The organism is Nocardioides litoris, from assembly GCF_006346315.1.
Taxonomy (GTDB): Bacteria; Actinomycetota; Actinomycetes; order Propionibacteriales; family Nocardioidaceae; genus Nocardioides; species Nocardioides litoris.
Genome location: NZ_VDMR01000002.1, coordinates 37,390 through 61,215 on the forward strand (window position 1 = coordinate 37,390; position 23,826 = coordinate 61,215).

Genomic DNA, 23,826 nt, shown 5'->3' on the forward strand with positions numbered 1-23,826 from the left:
GCGCTGGGGCGCCCTCGTCGACCGACCCACGGTGGTCGAGGAGGGACGAGGTCCGGTCTCGAGACCACACCACCGCACCCGGCGGAGCCCGCCCACGGGGGTCGTGCGGTCTCGAGACAGGCGCCAGGGCGCCTTCCTCGACCACCGTGTGGCCCGGTCAGCACCGGTCGCTCGCCCCTCGCCGCCCGATCCACGGTGGTCGAGGAGGGACGAAGTCCCGTCTCGAGACCACACCACTGCACCCGGCGGAGCCCATGCCACGGGGGTCGTGCGGTCTCGAGACAGGCGCCAGGGCGCCTTCCTCGACCACCGTGTGGCCCGGTCAGCACCGGTCGCTCGCCCCTCGCCGCTCGATCCCCGCGGGGAGGGGCGGGGGTCGCCCCGCCCTGCACGAAGAACAAGGCCCCCCGCGCACCCGACAGAGCTCGCTTGCCCTTGCTGCCTTCCGGCCCTGGGGGAGTTGGGCGAGGTGCCGCCACGCGGGGGGTTGGCCCCGAGCATAGGCGATTGGTCGGGGCCGCGACCGGACGGGTACGCTCCTCCGCGGAGGATTCGCCTAGTGGCCTATGGCGCTCGCTTGGAAAGCGGGTTGGGTTAACAGCCCTCAGGGGTTCGAATCCCCTATCCTCCGCCATGAGGTGCTTATTCCAACCGTGAGGGTTCTTGACCCCCACGGTTGGGATCACTGCACACAACCGGACCGTCGTCCCACGCCGCTTGGGCGCGATCTGGGCGCCCCGGATGCGTCCCGTGTGTCCCGGCGCCGTCGCGTCGCCCCGGAACGCCTGGACCGCCTCCACGACCTCAAGGAACGGTTCACGCAGGTCGGCACCGTGGACGCCGTCCTCGTCGATGAGGAGGCGGGTGAAGACCGCGTCGTTGAGTGCACCCCTGGCATCGTCGTTGGCGTTCCGGTACAGCGTCCGTACATCGGCAAGCAGTCCGAGGCACTCCGTCAGGACGTCGGCACCCGTGGCGAGCGCCGCACCGCTAGTCGCGTGATCGGCTTCGAGCCGCGCGCGATCCTCGCGCAGCTTGTTCAGGCGCTCGCGGATCTTGTGCTGCGGCAGTCCTTCCTCGGCCAGGTCGATAAGGCGCTCCTCACGCTTGTCGAGGTCGGCGAGGCGCCTGGCGAGTGAGACGTGGAGTTCACGGAGGCTCACCTGCTCGTCGGCGAGTGCCTCGTGCATGTTCGCCGTTACAAGCTCGGTGAAGTCTGACGGAAGCTCGACGGCGGTGTAGTGCTCGACCACGTGATCCTCGACGAGTTCCGTGGGCAAGTGCGGCAGGTCGCACAGCCCCTTCTTCTTGTTGATGCAGACGAAGTACTCGTACTGGCCGCCGTTCCCTGACGCCCGCGTGTAGACGAGCTTGCTTCGCTGCCCGGTCTGCTCGCACCGGAAGCAGTACAGCTGCTTCTTGAGGTAGTGGAAGTGAGTGCGGTCGCGACGAGTCGGCACGGATCGCTCGGCAAGGATCTGCTGGACAATCGCAAACTGTTCCGCCGTGATGATCGCCTCGTGACGACCCGGGAAGAGTTCACCCTTGTAGCGGACGAGTCCCATGTAATACGGGTCGGCGAGCAGCGAGTGCCACTTGCTCACAGACACCAGATTGGCACCGGGATGACGACGGGTCGCGCGGACGGTGAGCCCCCGGTCGTTCATCTCGCGCGCCAACCGCTCGAGCGAGTAGTTGCCGCTCGCGTACAACTCGAAGCCAGCGCGGATGTGTTGTGCACGTTCCTCGTCGACGGCGACCGAGCTGACTAGCCGCCCATCGATGTCCTCTTTGACGTTCAGGTATCCGAGCGGCGCCCGTCCGATGGTGCCGCCGAGCTTCGCCTTGTGCGCGAGCTTGCGAGCGATGTCCTCGCCCTCGGACGCCGACCGGTACTGGTTGATCGCCGCGAGGATGCCGCGCGTCATCTGGCCCGCCGGGGAGTCGTCGATGTTCTCCGTGGCGGAGATCAGTTGAACGCCTGCAGCGTCCATCTGCAGCATGACGAGAGCGTCATCGATGCGGTTCCGGTTGAGCCGGCTGAGTTGGTAGACCATGACGTACTCGACGTCACGCTTGGCGCTGATGCGCTGCATCATCGCCTGGTACTGCGGACGGTTCTGGACCGTCGTCGCGCTGCGCCCGGGCTCGACGTACTCGGCCACGATGGTTAGCCCGAGACTTTCTGCCTTGCGCTGGCAGATCGCGCGCTGGGCCGGGATAGAGAGGCCCTCTGGGTCGAAATCGGTGTCGACCTGGGACTTGCTAGACACCCGAAGGTAGAGCGCGCATCGCGGAGAGGTGTCTGCCATGGCAATCACTTTCGTTCGGTCGGGGCGGTCAGGCTGGCGGGAGCAACGAGTATGGGAAGCAGAGAGTCCGGAGACGCTCGGCTTCGAGTCCCTCGGCGAAGGTTCGGACCTGCAGCTGGTCGTTGCGAGCATCGACGACGCGACGGTCGGTTAAGACTGGGGCCGCGTCGCCAGCGGCTTGTGTCACCAGTTGTGTCACCACACGCCCCAACATGAGCGACTGCGTCCACACGTCCAGCTCGCGCATGACAGGGGTCAAGGTGTTGACCCCTGGGGCCGTGGACCATCTCTTAAGCAGGGTGTCGAGGGTTCGAGCCCCTCCTGGCCCTCCAGAGGTCACAGCAGCGATTTCGGTGTTTTGACCCTTGGAAAGAACAACGCGTGTCACCCGTTTTGTCACCACGCCGCCCACCACGCTCGCCGCCACGCGATCAAGCACGGCCCGCTGAGCGTCCAGATTCGCGTGCTGGTAGATCTGCTGCGTTGTAGAAATATCGGCGTGCCCGAGCAACGCCTGGGCATCCTTGGGTGCGCCTCCGAAGTCCTTGACCATCGTTGCCGCGCCATGACGTAGGTGATGGAGTGCAATCGGCGGCAAACCAGCTGCTTCCGCAGCCTCCTTGAAGTCCCGGTAGTACCGGTTGGGATTCGCCGGAGTGTTGCCGCGACCGACGAACACGAAGTCATCTGCCTGACCGTCCGAGTCGAGCCGCAGGAGCGCGGTGCCAACGGCATCGGGAATCGGAACGTCACGAAGCCCCGCGTCGGTCTTCAGGGTCGAAGTAACCACCCCTTGCCCACGAAGCGCCTACCGCTGGCGGCGCACGTGAATGACGCGGTCGGCAAAGTCGATGTCGCGCCACTGCAAGCCGATAACCTCGCCGCGCCTCAGGCCGCAGATTGCCGAGATCAAGAACGCGGCGTGCCACCTGTGGTCCTTCGTCGCCTCGAAGAAGCGCGCGAGTTGCTCCGGCGTCCAAAGCTTGACCGGTCTACGCGTGTAGTTCGGCAGGTCCAGACCCTGAGCAGCGTTGTGTGCGACCAACTCGTCGCGAAGGGCGAGATTGAGCGCCCGGGACTGCTGCACGGATAGGTGACATCTGATCTGCGTCGATGTGTGTCGGCGCTGGAAGGATGTGCACTATGCCGAAGGCGTTCCCCCAGGAGTTCCGCGAGGACGTGATCCGGGTTTACAAGGACTCCGATGCCTCGATGGCCCAGGTCGCGAAGGACTTCGGTATCTCACCGTCGTGCCTCAAGCGCTGGCTTGCGATCGATGAGAAAACCTCAACCCGCTCGTCGGGCTCACTGAGCTCGGGCAGCGAGTCAGACGCGCTGCGTGAGGCCAACAAGCGGATCAAGCTGCTCGAGCAGGAGAACGAGGTCCTACGCCGCGCAGCGGCCTACCTGTCCCAGGCGAACCTGCCGGGAAAATGATGTACCCGCTCGTCCGCGAGCTGGCCGCCGACGGGGTCCCCGTCGCGGTGACGTGCCGGGTGCTCAAGATCACCCGCCAGCCCTACTACCGCTGGCTGCGCAGTCCGGTCACCGACGCCGAACTGGCCGCGGCCTACCGCGCCAACGCCCTGTTCGACGCTCACCGCGACGACCCCGAGTTCGGCTACCGGTTCCTCCTTGACGAGGCCAAGGAGGTCGGCGAGCCGATGGCCGAGCGGACGGCCTGGAAGATCTGCTCACAGCTGGGGTGGTGGTCCTCGCACGGCAAGAAGCGCGGCGCCAACGCCAAGAAGCCAGGACCGCCGGTCCACGACGACCTGTGCGCGGTGACCGACAAGCACGGTGTGACTCGCCACGAGTTCAAGGCCGGCAACGCGAACGAGCTGTGGCTGGCCGACATCACCGAACACTGGACCGGCGAAGGCAAGCTCTATGTCTGCGCGATCAAGGACGCCTATTCCAATCGGATCGTCGGCTACTCCATCGACTCACGGATGAAGTCCTCGCTGGCGGTCGCGGCGCTGAACAACGCCGCTGCTCGCCGCCGCATCGAGGGCGGTCATGTGGCCGGCTGTGTGATCCACACCGACCGCGGGTCGCAATTTCGGAGCAGGAAGTTCGTCCACGCCATCAACCGCCACTCGATGGTCGGCTCCATGGGCCGCGTCGGAGCAGCCGGCGACAACGCAGCCATGGAGTCGTTCTTCGCGCTCTTGCAGAAGAACGTCCTCAACCAACGGACCTGGGCGACACGTCAGGAGCTGCGGATCGCCATCGTGACCTGGATCGAGAAGACCTACCACCGACGCCGACGACAAGCCGCCCTCGGAAGATTGACCCCGGTCGAATACGAACTGATCATGAAACCAACCGCGACCCAGGCGGCCTAACCAAACCTGTCACCGGTTCGTGCAGCAGTCCCTCCAGGGTTCGTCGCGCATGTCAGCAGAAGCCCTGGCTCGCAGTGCGCTGACGCTCGCCGCTACGACGCCTTGGTTGGAATACCGTCCCAGAACCTCCGCCGAGCGCGCCCCTGCGGTTCTTCTTCCAACCCCATGGCGCGGGCAACTTCGCTGTCTATAGGCGGACCGCCGCCCGGCATCCGGATCTGCCGAGCTCCGAGTGTGGCCCCCGACAGCGTCTGGGACCACGTGAACTACCTCTCGCCACACCACACTCGGCGACAGCGCCCAGACCAGATCGCCGTCGTTCCGCGCTCCTTGGACCCTGACCTATGTCGGGATATCAGCCGGGCGACGGGCCCCGACGGCACATGACACACCCCCATTCCGGACAGCCAGGCGAGGTTGATCGAGCTCAACCCCCTTCGTAGGTCTCGTGGGCTGCCGGACAGGTCTTCAGGGACAGCGTATTTGTCACAACGAAACCGCTTGGTATCCGGGGAGTAGAGCGGTCACAGTCACATCGACACCACACATCTGGAGGACGACGATGACTGCGTTCACGGCGGAGTTCGAGGGCGATGAGATGGCACGGGATGAGGTTGCGTGGCAAGCATGGTGGGCCCGCGAGGCTAGGACGAAAGGCCACGTCCCGACCGGTCCCGCAGGCATCGTCCAACTGTCGCCTGACACGGGCGACGCCAGGACTCGCTATCGAGTACGGGGTCCGATCGCTGGCCGGGTTGCGGCCACGAAGTAGCGGCTCAGGCGGTCTACACGGCGGGCCGCCGGGCTTCGGCTCGAGAGATGCTGGCTGCCCGTCGTCACCGTCAAGGCTGCTCGGAGCTCACCCCGTCTCGGTCTCAGACATGACTCGCAGCAAGCGCGAGACTAGGTATTCCACCTCGTCTTCGCCCTCCTCTGGTCCAGCATCGTACGAGTCTCCCGCGGCCGTCACTGTTGGCATCGTCTCGGCGCAAGCCTCGACGACGGCGTCCGCAGGAAACCACTCGGGAAGCGTCCGATAGCTGCGGTGGAACGACATGCTGCCGTCGCGCGTGCTGTGCCTCTCGGTCCAGCCCGAGCAACTGACTACGACCTCGCGCACTAGCTCGGGCTTCGCGCTCAGGGCGGCCAACAGCGCCTCATGCGCGTCCTCGCCGCTTCCCAACGCCGCCCAAGCGGTGAACATCTCAGCGCCGCAGACCTCGTTACCAGCCCAGGCCGCGTCATCGCTCCAATCCTGCCCGGTCAACTCCTCCACCAATGATTCTCGGGCCCGCTGCGCCAGGTCCTCCAGGCCACGGTCGGTCAGCATCCTCCACATCTCGACCAGCAGGGCAGACATGACCACCAAGGGGCGCGCCTGGCGGTCCGTCTCGATCAGGTCGGCCAAGACCTCATCGGGTGCGTTCCGTGCGACTGAAGCTGCCAACGCGGCGGTGGTATCGAGACCGAACGTGCTCATCGACAGAACCCGGGGCACCACTGAGGCTTGAACGGCTGCTTCGGCCAGGTCCGTTCGCAGCTCCGCGTCATAGGCCAGGTGCTTGACCCGATGCCATGGCCGGGCTCGGTCAAGAAGCTCGAGGTGCTGGTCCAGCATCGCCGCAGGGTCATCCTCGGCCGAGCCATCGACGGCGCTGTCGAGCTCATCGAGAGGAGGCGGCGCCGATGGGGCTTCTCCCCGCAGCGACGCGGCGAGCGACCGCGCCGCGCTCCGCACCTCAGAGCACGCCTCCGTGAGACGGGAGTCGTCCTCGGCCGGCGGTGGACCGGGCCATGACGCGACCGCCGTTAGCAGCTCGTCGGTGGCCCGCACCAGCCAGTCACACCACGGAGCAGACCGCGGTTGCGAATGCCTGGCAGCTGCTATGTCTCCTTTGAGTTCCTCGGCGAGGGGCACAACCGCTTCGCGCGCGGCTACGAGAGCTTCGAGAAGCGCCGCCTTGTGGCGATCGGTCTCCTGTCGGGATGGCTCGGCGTAGACCGTGTTGCCGTCTTCGTCCCAGCCAGAGAGCGAGGCGCGGACTGCCTGCCAGGTCGCACGCCAACGCATCGCCTCGGCGGTGACAGCAGGTCGGGTGGCTTCGGCGCGCACGCAGAGCCGTTCGGCGCAGCGAACCAGGGCAGCCAGGATCGGGGCAGCGATCGTCGGCGACTCGAAAGACTCCCGCGCGACTTCTCGAGCTTGCTCGTCGGTGAGGACCCAGCCCTGTCGGCTGCGTTCGTACTCAGCGAGCTGCGACGCCCGCCACTCCTGCAGCAGCTCGGCGGGGAAACGGTCGGCGTGCTCATCGATCTCGTAGGAGTGCGGGATGCACAGGATGAGCAGGTTCGCGACGCTGCGGTTGGCCTCGGACGTCATCCCCTCCAGCCAGCGAGGGCCGTTCGACCGGCGGGCGTGGATGTGGCAAACACGGCTGTTGAGTACTCGGTCCGCTACCCCGGGCTCCTGCCGGTACAGCCACTCGGCGCAGTCTGGCCGCGCGCAGGTGAAGGCGTGGGCGTAGAGCTCCTTGTTGGTGGCGTCCGTTGGCGCCGGATGCTCGATGACCTCACTCACGGGATCAATCTTGCCGTGCCCAGCCCGACGCCCTCTGACCTGGCGGTCGTGGCCGCGGGCTGGGCGGTTCGCGGCTGCGAGCTGCTTGCGGTGTCGATGCAGCCAGCTGATCTCGCGAACGCACAGCGGTCGATCAGGGGCCAGCAGACTAGATGACAAGATCTTGACGTGGCGAAGTCTGACCCGAAGAAGAAGTCGCTGACCAAGAAGGGTACCCGCTTGCCCGTTACTACACCTGTGATGCGCCGACTAATGTTCGCCTCGGGTGGGCGTTGCGCGATGACTGGGTGCGGTCTTCCCCTCGTTTCCCCGACTGGGGGATGGATTGGAACCGTGGCTCATATCGTCGGCGCCGAGAAGGGCGGCCCGCGAGGCGGTGGACCGGAAACGGCGGAGGAACGACGTGCCTTCGACAACCTCGTCCTCATGTGCGCCACCCACGGCCGCGACGTCGATTCTCCAGAAACGGGAGAGAAGTTCTTCCCGATCGAGAAGATGCGCGCCCTCAAGGCCGCCCACGAGACCAAGGTTTCAGAGGCGGTCATGGCTGCGGTGGAGGAAGAACTCACTGGAGTGCGTACTGCCACCGGGTTGCTTGACATCTCGCTTCGCCCCTCAAATGCCGCGTCAACAGCGGCAGGGTTGGCCGAGTCGATGATGTTCACCGACGACTCCAGCAGGAAGAGTCTCCTGGCAGCTCTCGAGGAAGCCAGATCGTGTCTGGAACGACTTTCCCAACCAGCGCTGGACATGCTGGCCCAGTTCCTTGCTGTGTGGCTGGTGACTTCTCGAGACGACAAGACCAGAAAGTACGACTTCGGAGACCCGGGGGATGCGAGCGTGCGGTTGCCAATCGCCACGGTCGAGAACCGTGTCAAGCACGGGATGGACCAGACGTTTGGGGAGACGACCCAAGAACTTACGACGCATGGCCTTCTCTCGCTCGACATAGACGAGTACGACCAGGACTACGTCGTGAAGGACCCCTGGAACTTGATGATGGAGAACTTCTGGGTTTGCACGGCGTCGTTCCTGTATGAGGCGTTCGGCGTCGAGGTCCAGGACTGGTTGCGGACTCTCGACTTCACGATCTTCGATCGCCTAGCGCCAGCGGACAGCGGCGTTCCTTGGCGTTAGCCGCCACGTCGCCCACTCGTGCCGACGCGGGTCTTGAGAAGTTGCTTTGCGTAACGACGCAGTTCAGGTGCACGGATCTCCCGCGAAGAGTGCGCTATCGCAGGACAACGTAGGCGCGCCGAAGATATGCGGCGACCGTCTGTCGTGTCGTGCCGTACCTGTCCGCCAGCGCATTGAGCGTCCAGCCACCCGCACGAAGAGACGCCATCTCCCGCACTGTCTCGGGGTCGAGAGACCCCTTCGACCGGATTACGACACCGGCTTCCTTCAGCCTGGCGAGCACCGTGTTCTCGCCGATCCCGTACTTGCGTGACAGCAATACGCAACCCATGCCGCCTTCATAGTCCGCGATCATCGCGTCCAACTCTCTCGCGAGGAGGCGACGGATACGGGTAGTCCCGACCAGCCTCGGCGCGTCCCACGGCTCGTCGCGCACGCCGACCGACGCGCCGTCACGAACGGCCCTGACGCTCAGACCCGTGGCGGTGTGGTTGGAATACCGTCCCAGAACCTCCGCCAGCCGCACGGCACTCGACGCCGGCTCGCGACCCGCACGGGTCGGGGCCGGCGTCGCGCGTCTGGGGCGGTGGTCCACCGGACCAGTCCCCGTCGTCAACTGTGGACAGAACCTGTGCCAGGGGGACGACACGGCCCTCGCTCTGGTTCCCTGGAGGCTCGACGCCATTCTCGGGGGGTTCGATGGGGCGCGACATGCGCAGGTACCTGCACTGCACACCGACGGAGCTGACGCTGCTCCGCCCGCTCGATGGCGCGCCCGCGCCCGTCCGGCGCGCGGTGACGCGATGGCTGTGGGAGCACGGCACGACACCGGCGGCGCTGGCCCTCGGCCGGCCGCTGCAGCGCCGGCCCGACGACGGGGTGCTCGTCTGGCACGAGGACGGCGGTGACGACGTCGGCGTGCGCCGGTGGCGGTTCGCCCCCCGGGCGCCCCACGCGCCTGCAGGTGCGTGGCCCGCCGCGTTCCCCGACGAGCTGCTGCGCGCCGGCGCCCCTGCGGCGTACGACGACGCGCCAGCCGCCGGACAGGCCTGACGCGACACCGACCGTCCAGGCCGCGCAGGCCGCTCAGGCCGCTCAGGCCCCCGGGCAGTCGTCGGGCGTGTCCGGACAGCGGGCCGCGGCGACGGTGAGGTCGGGTCCGGGCGCGAACAGGCCCAGCCACGCCGGGGGGACCACGACGGGTTCGGTGCCGGCGTAGCCGAGCCGCCGCTGCACGTCAGCGTCGCCGAGCTCGGAGGCGGTGCCGCGGTCGTCGACGAGCACGGGCGGGGCGTCGGCCTCGGGGCGCGCGAGCGCGCCGCGACCGGGGGCCACCGACCGGGCGACCGCGTCGGGCACCAGGCCGTCAGCGGCGACGGGGCTGCCGGCGTCCGTGGTGGCCAGGAGCACGGCCGGGGCGGGTCCGCTGGTGTCGAGGACGGCACACAGGCCCGCGGTCGCCGGTGCGGAGCTCGGCACCGGGGCGGCGGGCCACGACGTGGGCTCCCCCGCGGTGAAGTCGACGTCACCGAGCGACGCGACGTCGTCGTAGACCGCCGGCGCGTCGGTCCCGACCCGGCCCACGGCCCGCCACACGGCGCGCTCGAAGGCGTCGAGGGGGCGGACGCCGTCGGGGGTGGTCAGGTAGGTGCGGTCGTCGACCTCGAGCAGGTCGCCCACCTGGGCGCGGGCCCGGACGGCGAGGTCGGCGACCTCGGTCCGGACGGGCCAGGGCGAGCCGAGCGAGGCGTCGTCGAGGCCGAACGTCGAGCGGGCCAGCGGGGCGCCGGCGGGGAGCAGCTCGACGAACGCGTCGGGCACCACCACGGCGGCGTCGGCCGGCGTGGCGGCGACGGCGTCGAGCACGGGGTCGGGCGAGGGGTCGGTGGGGCCGGACGGGACCGGCAGGGCGTGCACTCCGCCCTCCGCGGACGGGGCCAGCAGGAAGAGGTCGCCCGTGGTCGACCGCACCAGCCCGGCCACGGCGGCGTCCACGGCCGCCCCGTCGTCGGGGGAGCCGGCCGAGACGCGGGTGCCGGCGCCGTCGGCGGTGCAGGCGACCCAGCCGCCCTGCACGAGGTCGTCGGCCGGGGGCGGTGCCTCCGGGGCGTCGGGGATCCCGACGGGGGCGCCGCGCCGGAGCGCGGCGAGCTCCTCGGTGGTCGCCTCGCTCGCGCGGACGCCGTCACCGAGCACGAGCAGCGCCGAGGTGACGTTGGCCAACGAGCGCAGCTCGAGGGCGTCGCCGTCGTCGGGGTCGTCGGTGGGCAGGAGGAGGAAGGAGGAGCCGGTGCCGCGCTCGGTCACCAGGCCGGGGGTGTCGAGGTCGGCGGTGGAGGGCGAGGCCAGGGCGCCGTAGACGGCGGAGCCGGCCAGCACCAGGACGGCCACGGCCAGCCCGGCGGCGACGGTGCGGGCGGGACGGGCGGGCTCGACCTCGCGACCGCCGGGCGCACCGGAGACGAACGCCGCCACCAGCCGCCGGCGGCTGAACGCGTGGGCCTCGACGAGGTCCTTCTTGGTCGCCACGGGCGCCTCAGGCGGGGACCAGGTCGACGACGCCCACGGCGACCACCAGCAGCGGGACCAGCGCGACCAGGGCGGCGCTCTCGAGCAGGTCGCCCGCCCGGCCGCGCCGCAGCGACGGCCCGCTCGGGACCAGGGTCAGCGCGAGCAGCAGCAGCCCGCCGGCAGCGAGGACGACCGCGAGCGTCGGGCGCCACTCCTCCCGGGTGAGCAGCACGGTGACGACCACGACGGCCAGGCCGGCGACCCCGGAGACGACGCCCGCGACGACCTCGGAACCGGCGCGGTACTGACGGGTGCGCAGCATCACGACCACGCAGGCCACGGCGGCCAGGAGGGTGCCCGCCAGGCCGAGGCCGACGGCCAGGGGCGCGGCGCTGACCAGCAGCAGGCCGACGGTGACGGTGATGGCGAGCAGGATCTCGTGGGCGACGCGCGCGTCGGCGGCGACCCGCTCGGCATCGACCTCGACGGCGGCCGGCAGCGCCTGCGGGTCGACCGGGCCGGGCGCCGCGGCCGTCGCAGCCGCAGCGGCCGGGACCTCGGGCGCGGCGGCGCGGGTGCCGGTCACCCCGAGCGCCAGCCACGGGAAGACGCTGCCGACCAGGACGACGAACGTCGTCAGGCAGACCAGCAGCACGTCGGGGTCGGCCCCCGTCCCGGCGACGACGAGCCCGGCCGCGCCCAGCACCGCCCCGACCACCACGGCCGGCAGCAGCAGCGCGCGACCCGCGCCCAGCCCGATCACGGCCAGCAGCCCGGCCGCGGCGGCCGCCGCCCCCGCGAGGGCGAGCCGCTCGCCGAGCAGCGGCTCGTCGTGGGCGACCACGAGCGCCGCCGTGGCGGCGTACCCGACGGCGGTCCAGGCGACGGTCACCGCGGCCTCGCCCTCGTCGTGGGCGCGACCGAGGACGACGGCGCCCGCGAGCAGCACCGCCGCGACGGCCGCGGCGGCCGCGCCCGCGAGGGAGGTGCCTAGAGCGAGCAGGGCGGCCGCGCCGAGGGCGAGCAGCAGCGCGGCCGAGGTGAGCGCCGTGCGCCGGCCGGCCTCGGGTGACCACGGGCGGAGCTGCCGCTCGACGACGTCGGCCATGGCCTCGACCACGTCGTCGTACACCGGGGGCACGGGGACGTCGACGCCGGCGGTCACGGTGACCACGGCCCCGTCCTCGACGCCCTGGAGCACCAGGCCGGCGTCACCGGCCAGGCGCTGGCCGTCGGCGGTGACGAGGCGGTAGCCCCCGTGCACGGTGGCGGCGTCGAGGAGGCCGACGCTGCGGGCCAGCTCGGGCACCAGCTCCGCGACCGGCACCGCCCCGGGCAGCACGAGGTCGACGCGCCGGGTGCCCGAGGCGACGGTGACCCGCACGAGGCCAGAGGTGCCGGCGGGCGCCTGGCTCATCGTCATCCTCCTGGGGTGCTCGGACGGGTGTCCCCCGGACCTTAGTGCCCGAACCGGGCCGCCCCGCGGCGGTCGGCGTCGCGGTAGTCCTGGTTGGAGGTGACGACGGCACCCTGGGTGAGGTCGAGGAGGTCGCGCATCTCGGCGACCGTGCGGTCCCACGCCGCCTTGGCGGCGGCGTAGGCGTGCTGGGCCTCGCCGGTCCAGTCCTCGCGCAGCGGCGCGAGCTCGCTGTGGAGGCGGTCGAGGCGACGGCCGATGTCGGCGACGCAGCGGCGCATCGACTCCGCGGTGCTGTCGAGGGCGAGGTGGTCGACGCGGATGGCGCCGGCGGGCTGGGTGGACATGGGTGCTCCTTCGGGTCGGGTCGGGTCGGGTCGGGTCGGGTCGGGTCGGGTCGGGTCGGGTCGGGCGGTGGGTCGGGTCAGCCGAGGCGGGTCGCCAGGCGCGCGAAGGCCGCGTCCTGCTGCTCGTCGGTGGCGGCGTCGGCGCGCTCGGTGTCGCCGAGCGAGGTCGAGAGCTCGTCGAGGGTCGCGACGACCCGGCTCTGGCGGTCGTGCCAGGCCTGGTGCAGCGCGAAGAACGACGTCGCGCCGCGCCCCTGCCAGCCGGCCCGCAGCCTGCCCACGAGGTCGCTGAGCCGGGCGTTGGTCGCGGTCAGGTCGGCGCGGGCCTCGGCGACGAGGTCGGCGCCGCGGGCGAGGGTGCCCTCGCCGTGCCCGAACTGGTGGCCGGACGGGTGGCCGGACGGGTGGCCGGGGGTGGGGTGGTCCATGGGGTGCTCCTCTGCTCGGCGGTGCGGTGGCCCGCGCCGGTGGCGCGGTGCCGACCGGGGTGCCCGGGCCGTCGAGGGGCGGAAACGTCAGCCGGCGATCGTCCACAGGGCCCGCACGAGGCCCGAGGCGACGACGACCGCGCCGATCGCGAGGGCGCCGCACGCGGTCTCGGCGACGTCGGCGGCCCGGCTCCACCAGGTCGAGCGCCACCCGCGGCCGAGGGCCACCGCGGCGGCGAGGACCGCGGCCCCGAGGACCACGGCGGCCGCGGCGAGCACGACCAGGGCGCCGCCGTCCCCGTCGAGGAGGAGCACCCGGGCGAGCGCGGCCCAGCAGGCGAGCCCCGCGAGGCGCAGCAGGCGGCGCGCGGCGGGGTGGCGGTGGTTGCGCGAGGCGAGCAGCACGGCGGCGCCCGCGAGGCCCACGAGGAGCCGGGCGCCCACCAGGTCGACGGCGCGGGTCATCTCGTGGAGCAGCAGCACCGCAGCGGCGGGCACCACCACGGCGGTGGCGAGCGAGGCCGCCCGGACGGTCCGCGCGCCGCGCTCCACGACGTCGACGACGGCCTCGCGGGGCACGACCGGGCGCTGCCATGCCCCGGCACGGTCGTGGGCGGTCCAGGCCGAGACCGCGAGCCGGTCGAGGTCGAGCAGGTGGTGGTCGGGCACGGTGACGGCGAGCGCGGGCACCCAGCGGGCGGCCAGCGCCCCGAGGAGCAGGAGCACCGCCCACACCGCCTGCGGCTCGACCTCGACCACGGCCCCGAGGCCCGCGACGACCGCCACGGTGCCCGCGGCCGCCAGCCAGACCCGCAGGCCCTCGTCGCGTCCGCGGCGCAGGCCCCAGGCGAGGGCGGCAGTGGCAGCGGCGCACCCCGCCGCCAGGGCGACCGCGTGCAGGCCGAGACCAGACCCGGGGTCCTGCACCACCACCGCCGCGGCCGCCCCCGCGCAGGCAGGGGCACCGACGACGCGGTGCCGGGCGAGCGCGCCGAGGGGCACGAGGGCCACCGCGGTCGCGACGGCGAGCAGCACGACGGTGGCCGTGCGGGCCGCGGAGGCGTCCGGGGTGCGGGTGGCCGACCAGGCCGCCACGGCGACGGCGCCGACGGCCACCGCGCACCACAGCACCGAGAGCGCTCCGGCGGCCAGCGGGGTCGCGCGGCCCGGGCCGGGCGGCTCGGAGCGTCGGGTGCGCGGTCGCCGCTGACGACGGGTGCCACCGCTCGGGTCGTCGTCGGCGACCGTCGCGACGAGCACCGACCCGGTCGCCACGCGCGCGTCGGCGAGCGAGGCGCCCGCCGGGAGCGGCCGACCGAGACGGGTGTGCAGGGCGGGGACGGCGCGCAGGGACGCCTGGCGGGCGTACTCCCGGGCGACGTCGGCACCCGACGCCGCGGAGGGCACCTGCAGGTCGACGACGCCCGCCGGCCCGTGGACGCTGAGGGCGAGCAGGTCGGCGCCGCTCGAGCGGGTGCTGCTCATCGCGCCTCCTCCGCGGCCTGTGGACGGGGCGCGCACCGGACCGGTCCGGGGGGCGCCCGGCCCTATCATCGCCGCAGGTCGCGGCCGCCGGGTCGCGGCACGACCGGACGGACCCCCGTGACGACGACGCCGACCCCCGCCCGCCCCGCGGCGCCCGCGGGCCGCGAGCGGCCCGAGCCCCCGAGCGGCCAGCTGGTGCTCAAGGCGCCGCCGCGGCTGCAGCCGGGCGAGGGCGTGTCGGGGGTGGCGCTCACCGCGATCCCGATGCTGGGCAGCCTCGGCTCGGTGGTGCTGGTCGCGACCATCACCCGCAGCGCCGGGGCCAGCTCCGAGGCCGGCGTCCGCAGCCTCCTCGCCGCCGGCATGTTCCTGCTGGCCACCGTCGGGTTCGTCGTGCTCCAGGTCGACCGCCAGCGCCGCCAGCGCGGGCAGCAGGTCAGCGGGTCCCGCACCGAGTACCTCCGCTACCTCGCCGGCGTCCGCTCGCTCGTCCGCCAGGCCGGTCGGCAGCAGCGCGACGCCCTCACCTGGCACCACCCCGCGCCCGAGGCCCTGCCCGCCCTGGCCGAGGAGCGCAGCCGGGTCTGGGAGCGCGGCGGCGGCGACCCGCGGCGGCTCCACGTCCGCTGGGGCACCAGCACCCAGGCCCTGACCCTCGAGCTGGTCCCGCCCGACTCGACCACCGAGGACCACGCCGACCCCGCGGCCGTCTCGGCGCTCCACCGGCTGCTGCAGGTCCACCGCGTGCAGCCCGACCTGCCGGCCGCGCTCGACCTGCGCGCCGTCGACCGGGTCGCGGTGCACGGCCCGGACGACCGGCCGCGCGCGCTCGCCCGGGCACTGGTGTGCCAGGCGACGGCCTTCCACGCCCCCGACCAGCTCGTCGTGGCCGTGCTGTGCGCCGAGGAGCACCTGGCCCGGTGGGACTGGTTGAAGTGGCTCCCGCACGCGCTCAGTGCCGAGGAGCGCGACGCGGTCGGCCCGATGCGGATGGTCTCGGCCTCGGCCACCGACCTGGCCGCGATGCTCCCGGCCGGGCTGCGCGACCGCCCGCCGTACGCCGCCGGCGACCGCTCCTCGCTCCCCCACGTCCTGCTGGTCCTCGACGGGGTCGAGGCCGCCCCGGGCGGGCCGGTCGTGCCCCCCGGCGGCCTCGACGGGGTCACCGTGCTCGACCTGCCCCGCGGCGCGACCGAGCTCGACGACCCCCACCGCGTGCGGGTCCGGCTCGGTGACGACGCCGACGCCGACGGGCGTGTCCCGGCCGAGCTGGCCCGGCTGCGCCAGGCACCGGTCCTGGGTCGCGCCGACCAGTGCGACATCGCCACGGCCGAGGCCTTCGCCCGCCGGCTGACGCCGCTGCAGGGCGCGGTGGCCGCGCCGGGCGCCGACGCCGCCGGCGCCGCCACCGGACCCGCCGACGTGATGGACCTGCTCGGCCTGGGCGACGTGCACGCCTACGAGCCGCGGGCGGCGTGGCGCACCCGCCCGGCCCGCGACCGGCTCCGGGTGCCGGTCGGCCTCGGGGAGCGCGGGGCGCCGGTCCACCTCGACCTCAAGGAGTCCGCGCAGCAGGGCATGGGCCCGCACGGCCTGGTCATCGGGGCCACCGGCTCGGGCAAGTCGGAGTTCCTCCGCACCCTGGTGCTCGGGCTCGCCCTCACCCACCCGCCCGACCAGCTCAACCTCGTGCTCGTCGACTTCAAGGGCGGCGCCACCTTCACCGGCATGGCCGACCTCCCCCACGTCTCGGCCGTCATCACCAACCTCGCCGACGACCTCACGCTCGTCGACCGCATGCAGGACGCCCTCACCGGCGAGCTGGTCCGGCGCCAGGAGGTGCTGCGGCGGGCCGGCAGCTTCGCCTCGGTCCGCGACTACGAGCGCGCCCGGGCGGCGGGCGAGGACCTCGTGCCGCTGCCGTCGCTGCTCATCGTGGTCGACGAGTTCTCCGAGATGCTCTCGGCCAAGCCGGAGTTCCTCGAGCTGTTCGTGACGATCGGGCGCACCGGTCGCTCGCTCGGCCTGCACCTCCTGCTGGCCTCGCAGCGGCTGGAGGAGGGGCGGCTGCGCGGGCTCGAGTCCCACCTGTCCTACCGCGTCGGGCTGCGCACCTTCAGCGCCCAGGAGTCCCGCGCGGTCCTCGGCGTGCCCGACGCCTACGAGCTGCCCGCCGTGCCCGGGCTCGGCCTGCTCAAGCCCGACCCGGCCACGCTCACCCGCTTCCAGGCCGCCTACGTCTCCGCTCCCCCGGTCACGACCCGACGGCCGGCGCCGCGCGACGAGGGCGGCCACCTGCGGGGCATCCTCCCCTTCAGCATCTCCGAGGTCGTCGCCTTCGAGACCGACCCCGACCCCGAGCCGGTGCCCGCGGGCGACGCCGACGGATCGGCCCCCGAGGCCACGCTGCTCGAGGTCGCCGTGCGCCGCCTGGCCGGGCAGGGGACGCCCGCCCACCAGGTCTGGCTGCCGCCGCTCGACCGGCCCGACACCCTCGACCGCCTCGTGCCCGACCTCGTCGAGGACCCCGCGCTGGGGCTGGTCTCCCCGCGCTGGCGGGCCGCGGGCGGCCTCGTGGTGCCGCTCGGCACCATCGACCGTCCGCGCGAGCAGCGGCGCGACACCCTCACCGTCGACCTCACCGGCGCGGCCGGCCACGTCGGCGTCGTGGGCGGCCCGCGCAGCGGCAAGAGCACGGCCCTGCGCACCCTCGTCACGACGCTCTCGCTGGTCGCCACCCCGCTCGACGCCACCTTCTTCGTCCTCGACCTCGGCGGCGGCGCGCTCGGCGCCCTGGCCGGCCTGCCCCACGTGGCCGGCGTGGCGACGCGCGGCGAGCCCGACGCCGTACGCCGGGCGGTGGCGCAGGTGCAGGCCTTCGTCGACCGTCGCGAGGAGTACTTCCGCACCGAGGGCATCGACTCCGTCGAGAGCTACCGCACCCGCCGGGCCCAGGGCCGCGCCGACGACGGGCACGGCGACGTGTTCTTGGTGGTCGACGGCTGGGGCGGGCTGCGCTCCGACTTCGACGACCTCGAGCCCGTCGTGCAGGCCCTGGCCGCGCGGGGCCTGGCCTTCGGTCTCCACGTCGTGGCCTCGGCGACCCGGTGGGCCGACTTCCGGGCCGCGATGCGCGACGTCCTCGGCACCCGGGTCGAGCTGCGGCTCGGCGACCCGACCGACTCAGAGGTCGACCGGCGGGCCGCCGCGCTGGTGCCCACGGGCCGAGCCGGGCGCGGCCTGGTCGCCGGCGGGCTGCACGTGCTCACCGCGCTGCCCCGCATCGACGGGGACGGCGACCCGGCCTCCGCGGCCGACGGGCTCGCCGCGCTCGTCGCCCGGTCCCGCGCCGCCTGGCGGGGTCCCGAGGGGCCGAAGCTGCGGCTGCTGCCCGACGTCGTCGGGCTCGACCGGGTCCTCGAGCTCGCCGGCCTGGGGCCCGAGGTCGACCAGGCGGCAGTCGACCCGGCGCTCGCCCGGCGCCTCCACCTCGGTGTCGACGAGAAGCAGCTGGCGCCCGTGGCGCTCGACCCCGACACCGAGCCCCACCTGCTCGTGCTCGGTGACGGCGGCTCCGGCAAGAGCGCCCTCCTGCGGGCCCTGTGCCGCGAGGTCGTGCGTGGCCGCACCCCGCAGGACGCGCAGCTGGTCGTCGTCGACTATCGCCGGTCGCTGCTGGGCGAGGTGCCCGAGGACTTCCTCCTCGACTACCTCACCTCCGCCGCCCAGGCCGGCCCGGCGCTGCGCGAGCTCGCGACCTACCTCGAGAGCCGCCTGCCCGGCGGGGACGTCACGCCCGAGCAGCTGCGCAACCGCAGCTGGTGGACCGGCGCCGAGGTGTTCGTGGTCGTCGACGACTACGACCTCGTCTCGACCCAGCAGGCCTCGCCCGTCGCCGTGCTGCAGCCGCTGCTGGCGCAGGCCCGCGACGTCGGCCTGCACCTCGTGGTCGCCCGCCGCTCGGGCGGGGCGTCCCGGGCGCTCTACGAGCCGGTCATCCAGGGCATCCGCGACCTCGCGATGCCCCAGCTGCTGCTCTCGGGCTCGCCCGACGAGGGCCCCCTCGTCGGCAACCTCCGCCCCACGCCCCTCCCGCCGGGCCGCGGCCGCCTCGTCACCCGCGAGCGCGGCGTCGAGACCGTCCAGACCGCCTGGACCGAACCTTCCCTCTAGCCCTTCTCGGACCGTTCCGGCGCCACCCCAGGACGCGTCGACCGGGCCTGACCGATTGACCATCGAGGCCGAGCGGAGCCAGGCACGTCTCGGGTGGGGTGGCGCGGGGTGTTTCTTGCCGTCGCTGCCCGGGTGGGTGGCGGCGGCAATTCCCGCGCCAGCCCGGCCAGGACCAACCATCAGTGCAGGCCCTGTCCGGCCCCCGTCACCTTCACGCGCGGGGTGTCGTCGAGGTGGTGGTGGACCTCGTGGGTGCGGACGTAGCCGGTGTGCGTGACGCGCCAGCCCTCCGGCGTACGGACGTAGCGGTCCTCGTAGAACGACGCGCCCTCGAGCTGGAAGCGGAAGGCCTCGACGACGACCTTGTCCTCGAGGTACCAGCGGCCGGTGGCGGAGTCGCCGTCGACGGTGATCTCGGGGTGGTGGACCTGGTGCAGGGTGATCAGGCCGTCGCCGAGGTTGGTGCGCATGTAGTCGACGAGGGCGGCGCGGTCGGCGAAGGTGAGGCCGTTGTAGTCGGCCGTGGCCTCCGGCACGAAGCAGGCGGCGAAGCCGTCCCAGTCCTTGGTGTCCAGGCAGCGCAGGTAGCGGTACTTCAGCTGGCTGATGTCGTGGACGTCGATGAGGTCCTCGAGGGTCGTCACCGGAGCAATGTAAGGCGGATCACGTGGCCGCGAGACGTGGTTGTAACCCTCGGTCAACCTGCCGGAGAACTTGCCCCCACACGCTGGTGCGCATGGACGAGAAGACCCTCACCCCCACCACCAGCCCGACCGCCAGCCTGACCACCAGCCTGACCGCCGGCCCGACCGCCACCGTCGACCGCCGGCTCGAGCAGCGGGCGGCGCTGAAGAACCGCCACTCCCAGGGCGTCGTCAAGCTCATGGGCAAGCGCGACGACCTGCGCGGCGTGCACGCCCTGGCCGACTTCGTCGACGAGTCGGTGCGCTGGACCGCCTGACCCCTGGTCCCCCGCTGACCCGCTGACCCGTCGCCGCGAGGGGTCAGCGGGGACAGGGGACCGGGGACCGGCTAGCGACGCCGGCGGCCGGTCCCGAACATCCCCCGGACCACCTCGCGGGTGGCCGTGCGGAGGAGGTCTCTGAACGCCGCCGACGTCACGACGTCGTGCACGAGTCCGGGCTCCTCGGCCACGACCCGCTTCGACGGGCGGCGGGGCGCCTCCTTCCGGGGCGCGCGGGCCGGCTCCGGCTCGGACCCCGCCGCGGCGGCGCCGGCCTCGAGCCGGGCGGCGAGCACCTCGCGGGCGCTCTCGCGGTCGACGGCGGCGGCGTACTTGGCGTGCCGGGGGCTGGCGGTGACCGCCGCCTCCATGGCCGCGGGGTCGCTGGGCCCCATGAGCGACTCGGGGGCCCGGAGCCGGGTCCAGGCGACGGGCGTCGGCGCTCCGCGCTCGTTCATCACCGTCACCACGGCCTCGCCGATGCCGAGGGAGGTGATGACCTCCCCCAGGTCGTCGTACCCGCCCTCGGGGTAGGTGTTGACGGTGGCCTTGAGGGCCTTGGCGTCGTTGGGGGTGTGGGCGCGCAGCTGGTGCTGGACCCGTGACCCGAGCTGGGCGAGCACCTCGTCGGGCACGTCGGTCGGGCTCTGGGTCACGAAGAAGACGCCGACGCCCTTGGAGCGGATGAGCCGCACGGTCTGGGCGACCTGGTCGAGGAAGGCGTCGGAGGCGTCGCGGAAGAGCAGGTGGGCCTCGTCGAAGAAGAACACCAGCTTGGGCCGGTCGACGTCGCCCACCTCGGGCAGGTCGTGGAACAGGTCGGCCAGCAGCCACATGAGGAACGTCGAGAACACCGCCGGCCGGTCGGCCAGCCGAGGCAGCTCGACGAGCGAGATCGTCCCCCGGCCGTCGGCCGCGGTCTGGAGCAGGTCGGCGGACTCGAACTCCGGCTCGCCGAAGAACGCGTCGGCGCCCTGGTCGGCGAAGGTGATCAGCTCGCGCAGGATGACACCGGCGGTGGCGGGCGAGAGGCCGCCGAGGGCCTTGAGCTCGGGCTTGCCCTCGTCACTGACGAGGTGGGCGACGACGGCGCGCAGGTCGGCGAGGTCGAGCAGCGGCAGACCCGCCTGGTCGGCGTAGTGGAAGACGAGGCCGAGGCTCGACTCCTGGGTCTCGTTGAGGCCCAGCACCTTGCTCAGCAGGACCGGCCCGAACCCCGACATCGACACCCGCAGCGGGACGCCGGTGCCCTCGCCGCCGATGGCGTAGAACTCCACGGGGAAGCCGGCCGCGGTCCAGGTCTGGCCGACCGAGGCGGCGCGGGCGACGATCTTCTCCCCACCCTCGCCCGGCGTCGCGAGGCCGGACAGGTCGCCCTTGACGTCGGCGGCGAAGACGGGGACCCCGGCCGCACTGAGCTGCTCGGCCATCAGCTGGAGCGTCTTGGTCTTGCCGGTGCCGGTCGCGCCGGCGACGAGCCCGTGCCGGTTGAGCATCCCCAGCGGCACGCGCACCGGCACCTGGGTCAGGGTCTCGGCGTCGAGCATGAGGCCGCCGAGCTCCAGCGCGGGTCCCTCGAAGGTGTACCCCGCCCGGACCGCGGCGCTGATCGGGTCCTCGGCGGGCGTGCTGGGCGTGCTGGGCGGGGCGGCGTCCCCGGAGTCGCTCATGCCAGGAGGATAGGGCTGGCCCGCAGGGCACGCCCTAGACTCCCGGCGTGATCTTCAAGCGCGTGGGCGAGGGCCGCCCCTACCCCGCGCACGGGCTCACCTCCGCCGCGTGGGCCTCGGTGCCGCCGCGCCAGGTGCGCCTCGACCAGCTGGTCACGACCAAGGACACGCTGCAGCTGGCGGCCCTGCTCGACGAGGACTCGACGTTCTACGGCGACCTGTTCGCCCACGTGGTGGCGTGGCGCGGCGAGCTCTACCTCGAGGACGGCCTGCACCGGGCGCTCCGCGCGGCCCTGCAGCAGCGCCACGTCCTGCACGCCCGGGTGCACCAGCTCGAGGAGGCCTCGTGAGCCCCCGCGCGGCGACCCAGCTGCGCACGGTGGCGACGCTCGTGGTCCTCGCGCTCCTGCTGCTCCTCGCGGTGCAGCGCGGCCTGGCCGCGGTCACCGAGCCGTTCCCCGAGTCGGCCGACCCGCCGATCTGCGTCGACGAGGCCATCTCGGCGGGCGACGTCGTGCGGCCCGGCGGCGTGACGGTCAGCGTCGTCAACGCCGGCACGCAGGCCGGCCGCGCCCGCGCCACCCTCGACGCCCTGGTCGACGCCGGCTTCGCCCGCGGCGAGGTGACCAACCAGCGCGACGAGGGCGTGCGCTCGGCCCAGGTGTGGTCGACCACCGGCGGCGGCCCCGCCATCCGGCTGGTCCGCAGCTACCTGCGCGGCGACGTCGAGCTCGTCGAGCGCGCCTCGACCGTGGCCGGCGTCACCGTCGTCGTCGGTGACGACTTCGAGGGCGTCCGCGACGGCCGTGGTCAGGTCAAGGCCGGCGCCGACAGCACCGTCTGCGGTCCCGCCGCCCTCAGCTGACCCCTCGCCGCCTCGCCGTACGGCCGCCTCGCCGTGCCGCCGTACGCCGGTCAGTCGGCCTGCCAGCGGGCCAGGCGGCCGTGGGCGCTGACGACGCGGAGGCGTTCCTCGGTGGCCTCGCGCAGGGCGCGGGGGGTGACGACGAGCAGGTCGTCGCCGTGGCGCAGCACGGTGCGCCGCTCCGGCACGAGGGTCTCGCCGTCGCGGATCACCATGCTGACCGACGCGCCACGGGGCAGGCGCAGCTCGCCGACCTCGACGCCGTGCAGCCGGGAGACGGGGCTGACGGTGATCTGCAGCAGGTCGGCCTGCACCCGTTCGAGAGGGGCGGCCTCGAGGTCGAGGTCGCGGGGCTCGGAGCGGCGGGTGACCTTGAGGATCCTCGCGACGAGGGGCAGCGACGGCGCCGTGACGAGCGTGTAGACGATGACCATCACGAAGACGATGTCGAAGAGGCCCTCGGCCCCGGGGACGCCCTCGCTGAGGGGGATCGTCGTGAGCACGATCGGCACCGCGCCCCGCAGGCCGGCCCAGGACAGGAAGCCCAGCTCGCGCCACGGCATCGGCTGCACGACGCTGCTGACGAGGACCGAGACCGGCCGGGCGACGACGGTGAGCAGCAGGCCGGCCACGAGCGCCAGGCCGACGGTCTCGAGGGAGATCCGCCCGGGCGAGAGCAGCAGCCCGAGCATGACGAACAGCCCGATCTGCGCCAGCCACGCGATGCCCTCGGCGAAGGACCGGGTGGTGCCCCGGTGGGGCAGGTCGGCGTTGCCGAGCACCAGCGCGGCGACGTACACCGCGGCGAACCCGCTGCCGTGCAGCCCGACCGTCGCGCCGTAGGCCAGGAAGGTCAGGCACAGGACGGCCAGGGGGTAGAGGCCGGAGGAGGGCAGGGCCACCCGGCGCATCACCCAGGCTCCGCCGAACCCGATCGCCAGCCCCACCGCCAAGCCGAGGGCGAGCTCGCCCACGATGACCGCGGCCGTGCCGACCACGCCGTACGACGCCACCGCGCCCGTCGAGACGAGGGTGACCAGCACGACGGTCGGGGCGTCGTTGAGGCCCGACTCGGCCTCGAGCGACCCGATGAGCCGGCGCGAGAGCGGCACGACCCGCAGCACCGAGAAGACCGCCGCCGCGTCGGTCGGCGAGCAGACCGCGCCCAGCAGGACCGAGACCTGCCAGGAGAGCCCGAGCAGGAAGTGCGCCCCGACCGCGACCACGCCCACCGAGACCGCGACGCCGACCGTGGCCAGCGACAGCCCGAGCCGCATCGAGGTGCGAGCCTCGCGCCAGTTGGTCGTCAGGCCGCCCTCGGCCAGGATCACCGCCAGGGCGGCGAAGCCGAGGGCGTGGGCGACCTCGGCGTCCTCGAACTGGATGCCGAGCCCGGCCTCCCCGAGCGCGACGCCCATGAGCAGGTAGATCAGCAGGCTGGGCAGGCCGGCGCGACTGGAGAGGCGGACGGCGAGGATGGCGGCCAGCGTGACCGCCGACCCCACCAGCACGAACGCGTCGAGCTGGTGGACGTCGAAGCTCACGTGTCACCTCACGGCGGGGGCGGCGGGACCCGATCCTATCCACCGGC

Annotated in this window: 18 protein-coding genes, 1 tRNA gene, 1 other RNA gene and 2 pseudogenes; 9 read left to right on the top strand and 13 right to left on the bottom strand. The window is 72.7% G+C overall.

Features of this window, described 5'->3' with window-relative positions; genetic code table 11:
* Positions 1–393: 393 nt before the first annotated feature.
* An RNA gene (gene ffs, locus FJQ57_RS08380) (signal recognition particle sRNA small type) lies at positions 394–492 on the bottom strand.
* 53 nt (positions 493–545) lie between these two features.
* On the opposite strand from ffs, the gene FJQ57_RS08385 reads away from it, so the two are divergent.
* Both FJQ57_RS08385 and FJQ57_RS08390 read left to right on the top strand, forming a co-directional pair.
* Positions 546–634: transfer RNA gene (locus FJQ57_RS08385), tRNA-Ser, on the top strand.
* 118 nt (positions 635–752) lie between these two features.
* The gene (locus FJQ57_RS08390) at positions 753–1,139 is read left to right on the top strand and encodes a hypothetical protein (protein ID WP_139979251.1); all 387 of its coding nucleotides are present in this window, start codon (positions 753–755) and stop codon (positions 1,137–1,139) included.
* A 336-nt stretch (positions 1,140–1,475) separates the two neighbouring features.
* Here the strand turns inward: FJQ57_RS08390 and FJQ57_RS23770 are convergent.
* Together FJQ57_RS23770 and FJQ57_RS08405 are read right to left on the bottom strand one after the other, a co-directional pair.
* Positions 1,476–2,444, bottom strand: a pseudogene (locus tag FJQ57_RS23770) (recombinase family protein); the annotation flags it as partial.
* Positions 2,341–3,399, bottom strand: a pseudogene (locus tag FJQ57_RS08405) (tyrosine-type recombinase/integrase). The pseudogenes FJQ57_RS23770 and FJQ57_RS08405, both read right to left, overlap by 104 nt.
* Positions 3,400–3,455: 56 nt before the next feature.
* Here FJQ57_RS08405 and FJQ57_RS08415 point away from each other — a divergent pair.
* Positions 3,456–4,660, top strand: a protein-coding gene (locus tag FJQ57_RS08415; protein WP_139979258.1) for an IS3 family transposase whose coding sequence is annotated in 2 segments (ribosomal slippage) — positions 3,456–3,740 and positions 3,743–4,660 — 1,203 coding nt in all. Because the reading frame shifts where the segments join, the coding sequence is not laid out codon by codon here.
* Positions 4,661–5,519: 859 nt separating this feature from the next.
* On the opposite strand, the gene FJQ57_RS08420 is transcribed toward FJQ57_RS08415, so the two are convergent.
* Positions 5,520–7,238, bottom strand: a complete 1,719-nt coding sequence (locus tag FJQ57_RS08420) for a hypothetical protein (protein WP_139979260.1) — start codon at positions 7,236–7,238, stop codon at positions 5,520–5,522.
* 333 nt (positions 7,239–7,571) lie between these two features.
* On the opposite strand from FJQ57_RS08420, the gene FJQ57_RS08425 reads away from it, so the two are divergent.
* Entirely contained in the window at positions 7,572–8,375 is an 804-nt protein-coding gene (locus tag FJQ57_RS08425; RefSeq protein ID WP_139979262.1) for a hypothetical protein, read from the top strand.
* 94 nt (positions 8,376–8,469) lie between these two features.
* Here the strand turns inward: FJQ57_RS08425 and FJQ57_RS08430 are convergent, their stop codons facing one another.
* Positions 8,470–8,901, bottom strand: coding sequence for a helix-turn-helix domain-containing protein (locus tag FJQ57_RS08430; protein WP_139979264.1), 432 nt, complete (start codon positions 8,899–8,901; stop codon positions 8,470–8,472).
* Between the two features lie 185 nt (positions 8,902–9,086).
* Here FJQ57_RS08430 and FJQ57_RS08435 point away from each other — a divergent pair, with 185 nt between their 5' ends.
* Complete coding sequence (locus FJQ57_RS08435) at positions 9,087–9,428, top strand: hypothetical protein (RefSeq protein ID WP_139979266.1); 342 nt, start codon at positions 9,087–9,089, stop codon at positions 9,426–9,428.
* A gap of 42 nt (positions 9,429–9,470) precedes the next feature.
* On the opposite strand, the gene FJQ57_RS08440 is transcribed toward FJQ57_RS08435, so the two are convergent.
* From FJQ57_RS08440 to FJQ57_RS08460, 5 genes are all read right to left on the bottom strand, one after another.
* A complete protein-coding gene (locus FJQ57_RS08440) occupies positions 9,471–10,904 on the bottom strand; it encodes a type VII secretion protein EccB (RefSeq protein ID WP_139979268.1) in 1,434 nt (477 codons plus the stop codon).
* Positions 10,905–10,911: 7 nt separating this feature from the next.
* Positions 10,912–12,303: a type VII secretion integral membrane protein EccD gene (gene eccD / locus FJQ57_RS08445; protein WP_139979270.1), complete on the bottom strand. Its 1,392-nt coding sequence runs from the start codon at positions 12,301–12,303 to the stop codon at positions 10,912–10,914.
* Positions 12,304–12,344: 41 nt separating this feature from the next.
* Positions 12,345–12,650 (bottom strand): WXG100 family type VII secretion target, encoded by a 306-nt coding sequence (locus FJQ57_RS08450; RefSeq protein WP_139979272.1) that lies wholly within the window; start codon positions 12,648–12,650, stop codon positions 12,345–12,347.
* Positions 12,651–12,727: 77 nt separating this feature from the next.
* Positions 12,728–13,078, bottom strand: a complete 351-nt coding sequence (locus FJQ57_RS08455; protein ID WP_139979274.1) for a WXG100 family type VII secretion target — start codon at positions 13,076–13,078, stop codon at positions 12,728–12,730.
* Between the two features lie 87 nt (positions 13,079–13,165).
* Positions 13,166–14,563, bottom strand: a complete 1,398-nt coding sequence (locus FJQ57_RS08460) for a hypothetical protein (RefSeq protein WP_139979275.1) — start codon at positions 14,561–14,563, stop codon at positions 13,166–13,168.
* 117 nt (positions 14,564–14,680) lie between these two features.
* Here FJQ57_RS08460 and eccCa point away from each other — a divergent pair, with 117 nt between their 5' ends.
* Positions 14,681–18,736 carry a type VII secretion protein EccCa gene (gene eccCa / locus FJQ57_RS08465; RefSeq protein ID WP_139979277.1) on the top strand — a complete coding sequence of 1,352 codons (4,056 nt, stop codon included), beginning with the start codon at positions 14,681–14,683 and terminating at the stop codon, positions 18,734–18,736.
* Between the two features lie 179 nt (positions 18,737–18,915).
* Here eccCa and FJQ57_RS08470 read toward each other — a convergent pair whose 3' ends face one another.
* On the bottom strand, positions 18,916–19,380 hold the full coding sequence (locus tag FJQ57_RS08470; RefSeq protein WP_139979279.1) for a nuclear transport factor 2 family protein: 465 nt from the start codon (positions 19,378–19,380) through the stop codon (positions 18,916–18,918).
* Between the two features lie 92 nt (positions 19,381–19,472).
* Between FJQ57_RS08470 and FJQ57_RS08475 the strand changes: the two genes are divergently transcribed.
* On the top strand, positions 19,473–19,697 hold the full coding sequence (locus tag FJQ57_RS08475; RefSeq protein ID WP_139979281.1) for a hypothetical protein: 225 nt from the start codon (positions 19,473–19,475) through the stop codon (positions 19,695–19,697).
* Positions 19,698–19,768: 71 nt separating this feature from the next.
* Here FJQ57_RS08475 and FJQ57_RS08480 read toward each other — a convergent pair whose 3' ends face one another.
* Positions 19,769–21,370 (bottom strand): helicase HerA-like domain-containing protein, encoded by a 1,602-nt coding sequence (locus tag FJQ57_RS08480; RefSeq protein ID WP_139979284.1) that lies wholly within the window; start codon positions 21,368–21,370, stop codon positions 19,769–19,771.
* Between the two features lie 47 nt (positions 21,371–21,417).
* On the opposite strand from FJQ57_RS08480, the gene FJQ57_RS08485 reads away from it, so the two are divergent.
* Positions 21,418–21,720: a type II toxin-antitoxin system VapB family antitoxin gene (locus FJQ57_RS08485; RefSeq protein ID WP_139979286.1), complete on the top strand. Its 303-nt coding sequence runs from the start codon at positions 21,418–21,420 to the stop codon at positions 21,718–21,720.
* Entirely contained in the window at positions 21,717–22,235 is a 519-nt protein-coding gene (locus FJQ57_RS08490; RefSeq protein WP_139979288.1) for a LytR C-terminal domain-containing protein, read from the top strand. Before FJQ57_RS08485 ends, FJQ57_RS08490 begins: the two co-directional genes overlap by 4 nt.
* 50 nt (positions 22,236–22,285) lie before the next feature.
* Here the strand turns inward: FJQ57_RS08490 and FJQ57_RS08495 are convergent, their stop codons facing one another.
* On the bottom strand, positions 22,286–23,779 hold the full coding sequence (locus FJQ57_RS08495) for a potassium/proton antiporter (RefSeq protein ID WP_139979289.1): 1,494 nt from the start codon (positions 23,777–23,779) through the stop codon (positions 22,286–22,288).
* Between the last annotated feature and the right edge of the window lie 47 nt (positions 23,780–23,826).

Bases quoted from the DNA above. Each gene is read 5' to 3' on its own strand.
- FJQ57_RS08435 (WP_139979266.1), top strand. From the start codon at position 9,087: ATGCGCAGGTACCTGCACTGCACACCGACGGAGCTGACGCTGCTCCGC.
- eccD (WP_139979270.1), bottom strand. From the start codon at position 12,303: ATGAGCCAGGCGCCCGCCGGCACCTCTGGCCTCGTGCGGGTCACCGTC.
- FJQ57_RS08450 (WP_139979272.1), bottom strand. From the start codon at position 12,650: ATGTCCACCCAGCCCGCCGGCGCCATCCGCGTCGACCACCTCGCCCTC.
- FJQ57_RS08455 (WP_139979274.1), bottom strand. From the start codon at position 13,078: ATGGACCACCCCACCCCCGGCCACCCGTCCGGCCACCCGTCCGGCCAC.
- FJQ57_RS08460 (WP_139979275.1), bottom strand. From the start codon at position 14,563: ATGAGCAGCACCCGCTCGAGCGGCGCCGACCTGCTCGCCCTCAGCGTC.
- FJQ57_RS08475 (WP_139979281.1), top strand. From the start codon at position 19,473: ATGGACGAGAAGACCCTCACCCCCACCACCAGCCCGACCGCCAGCCTG.
- FJQ57_RS08480 (WP_139979284.1), bottom strand. From the start codon at position 21,370: ATGAGCGACTCCGGGGACGCCGCCCCGCCCAGCACGCCCAGCACGCCC.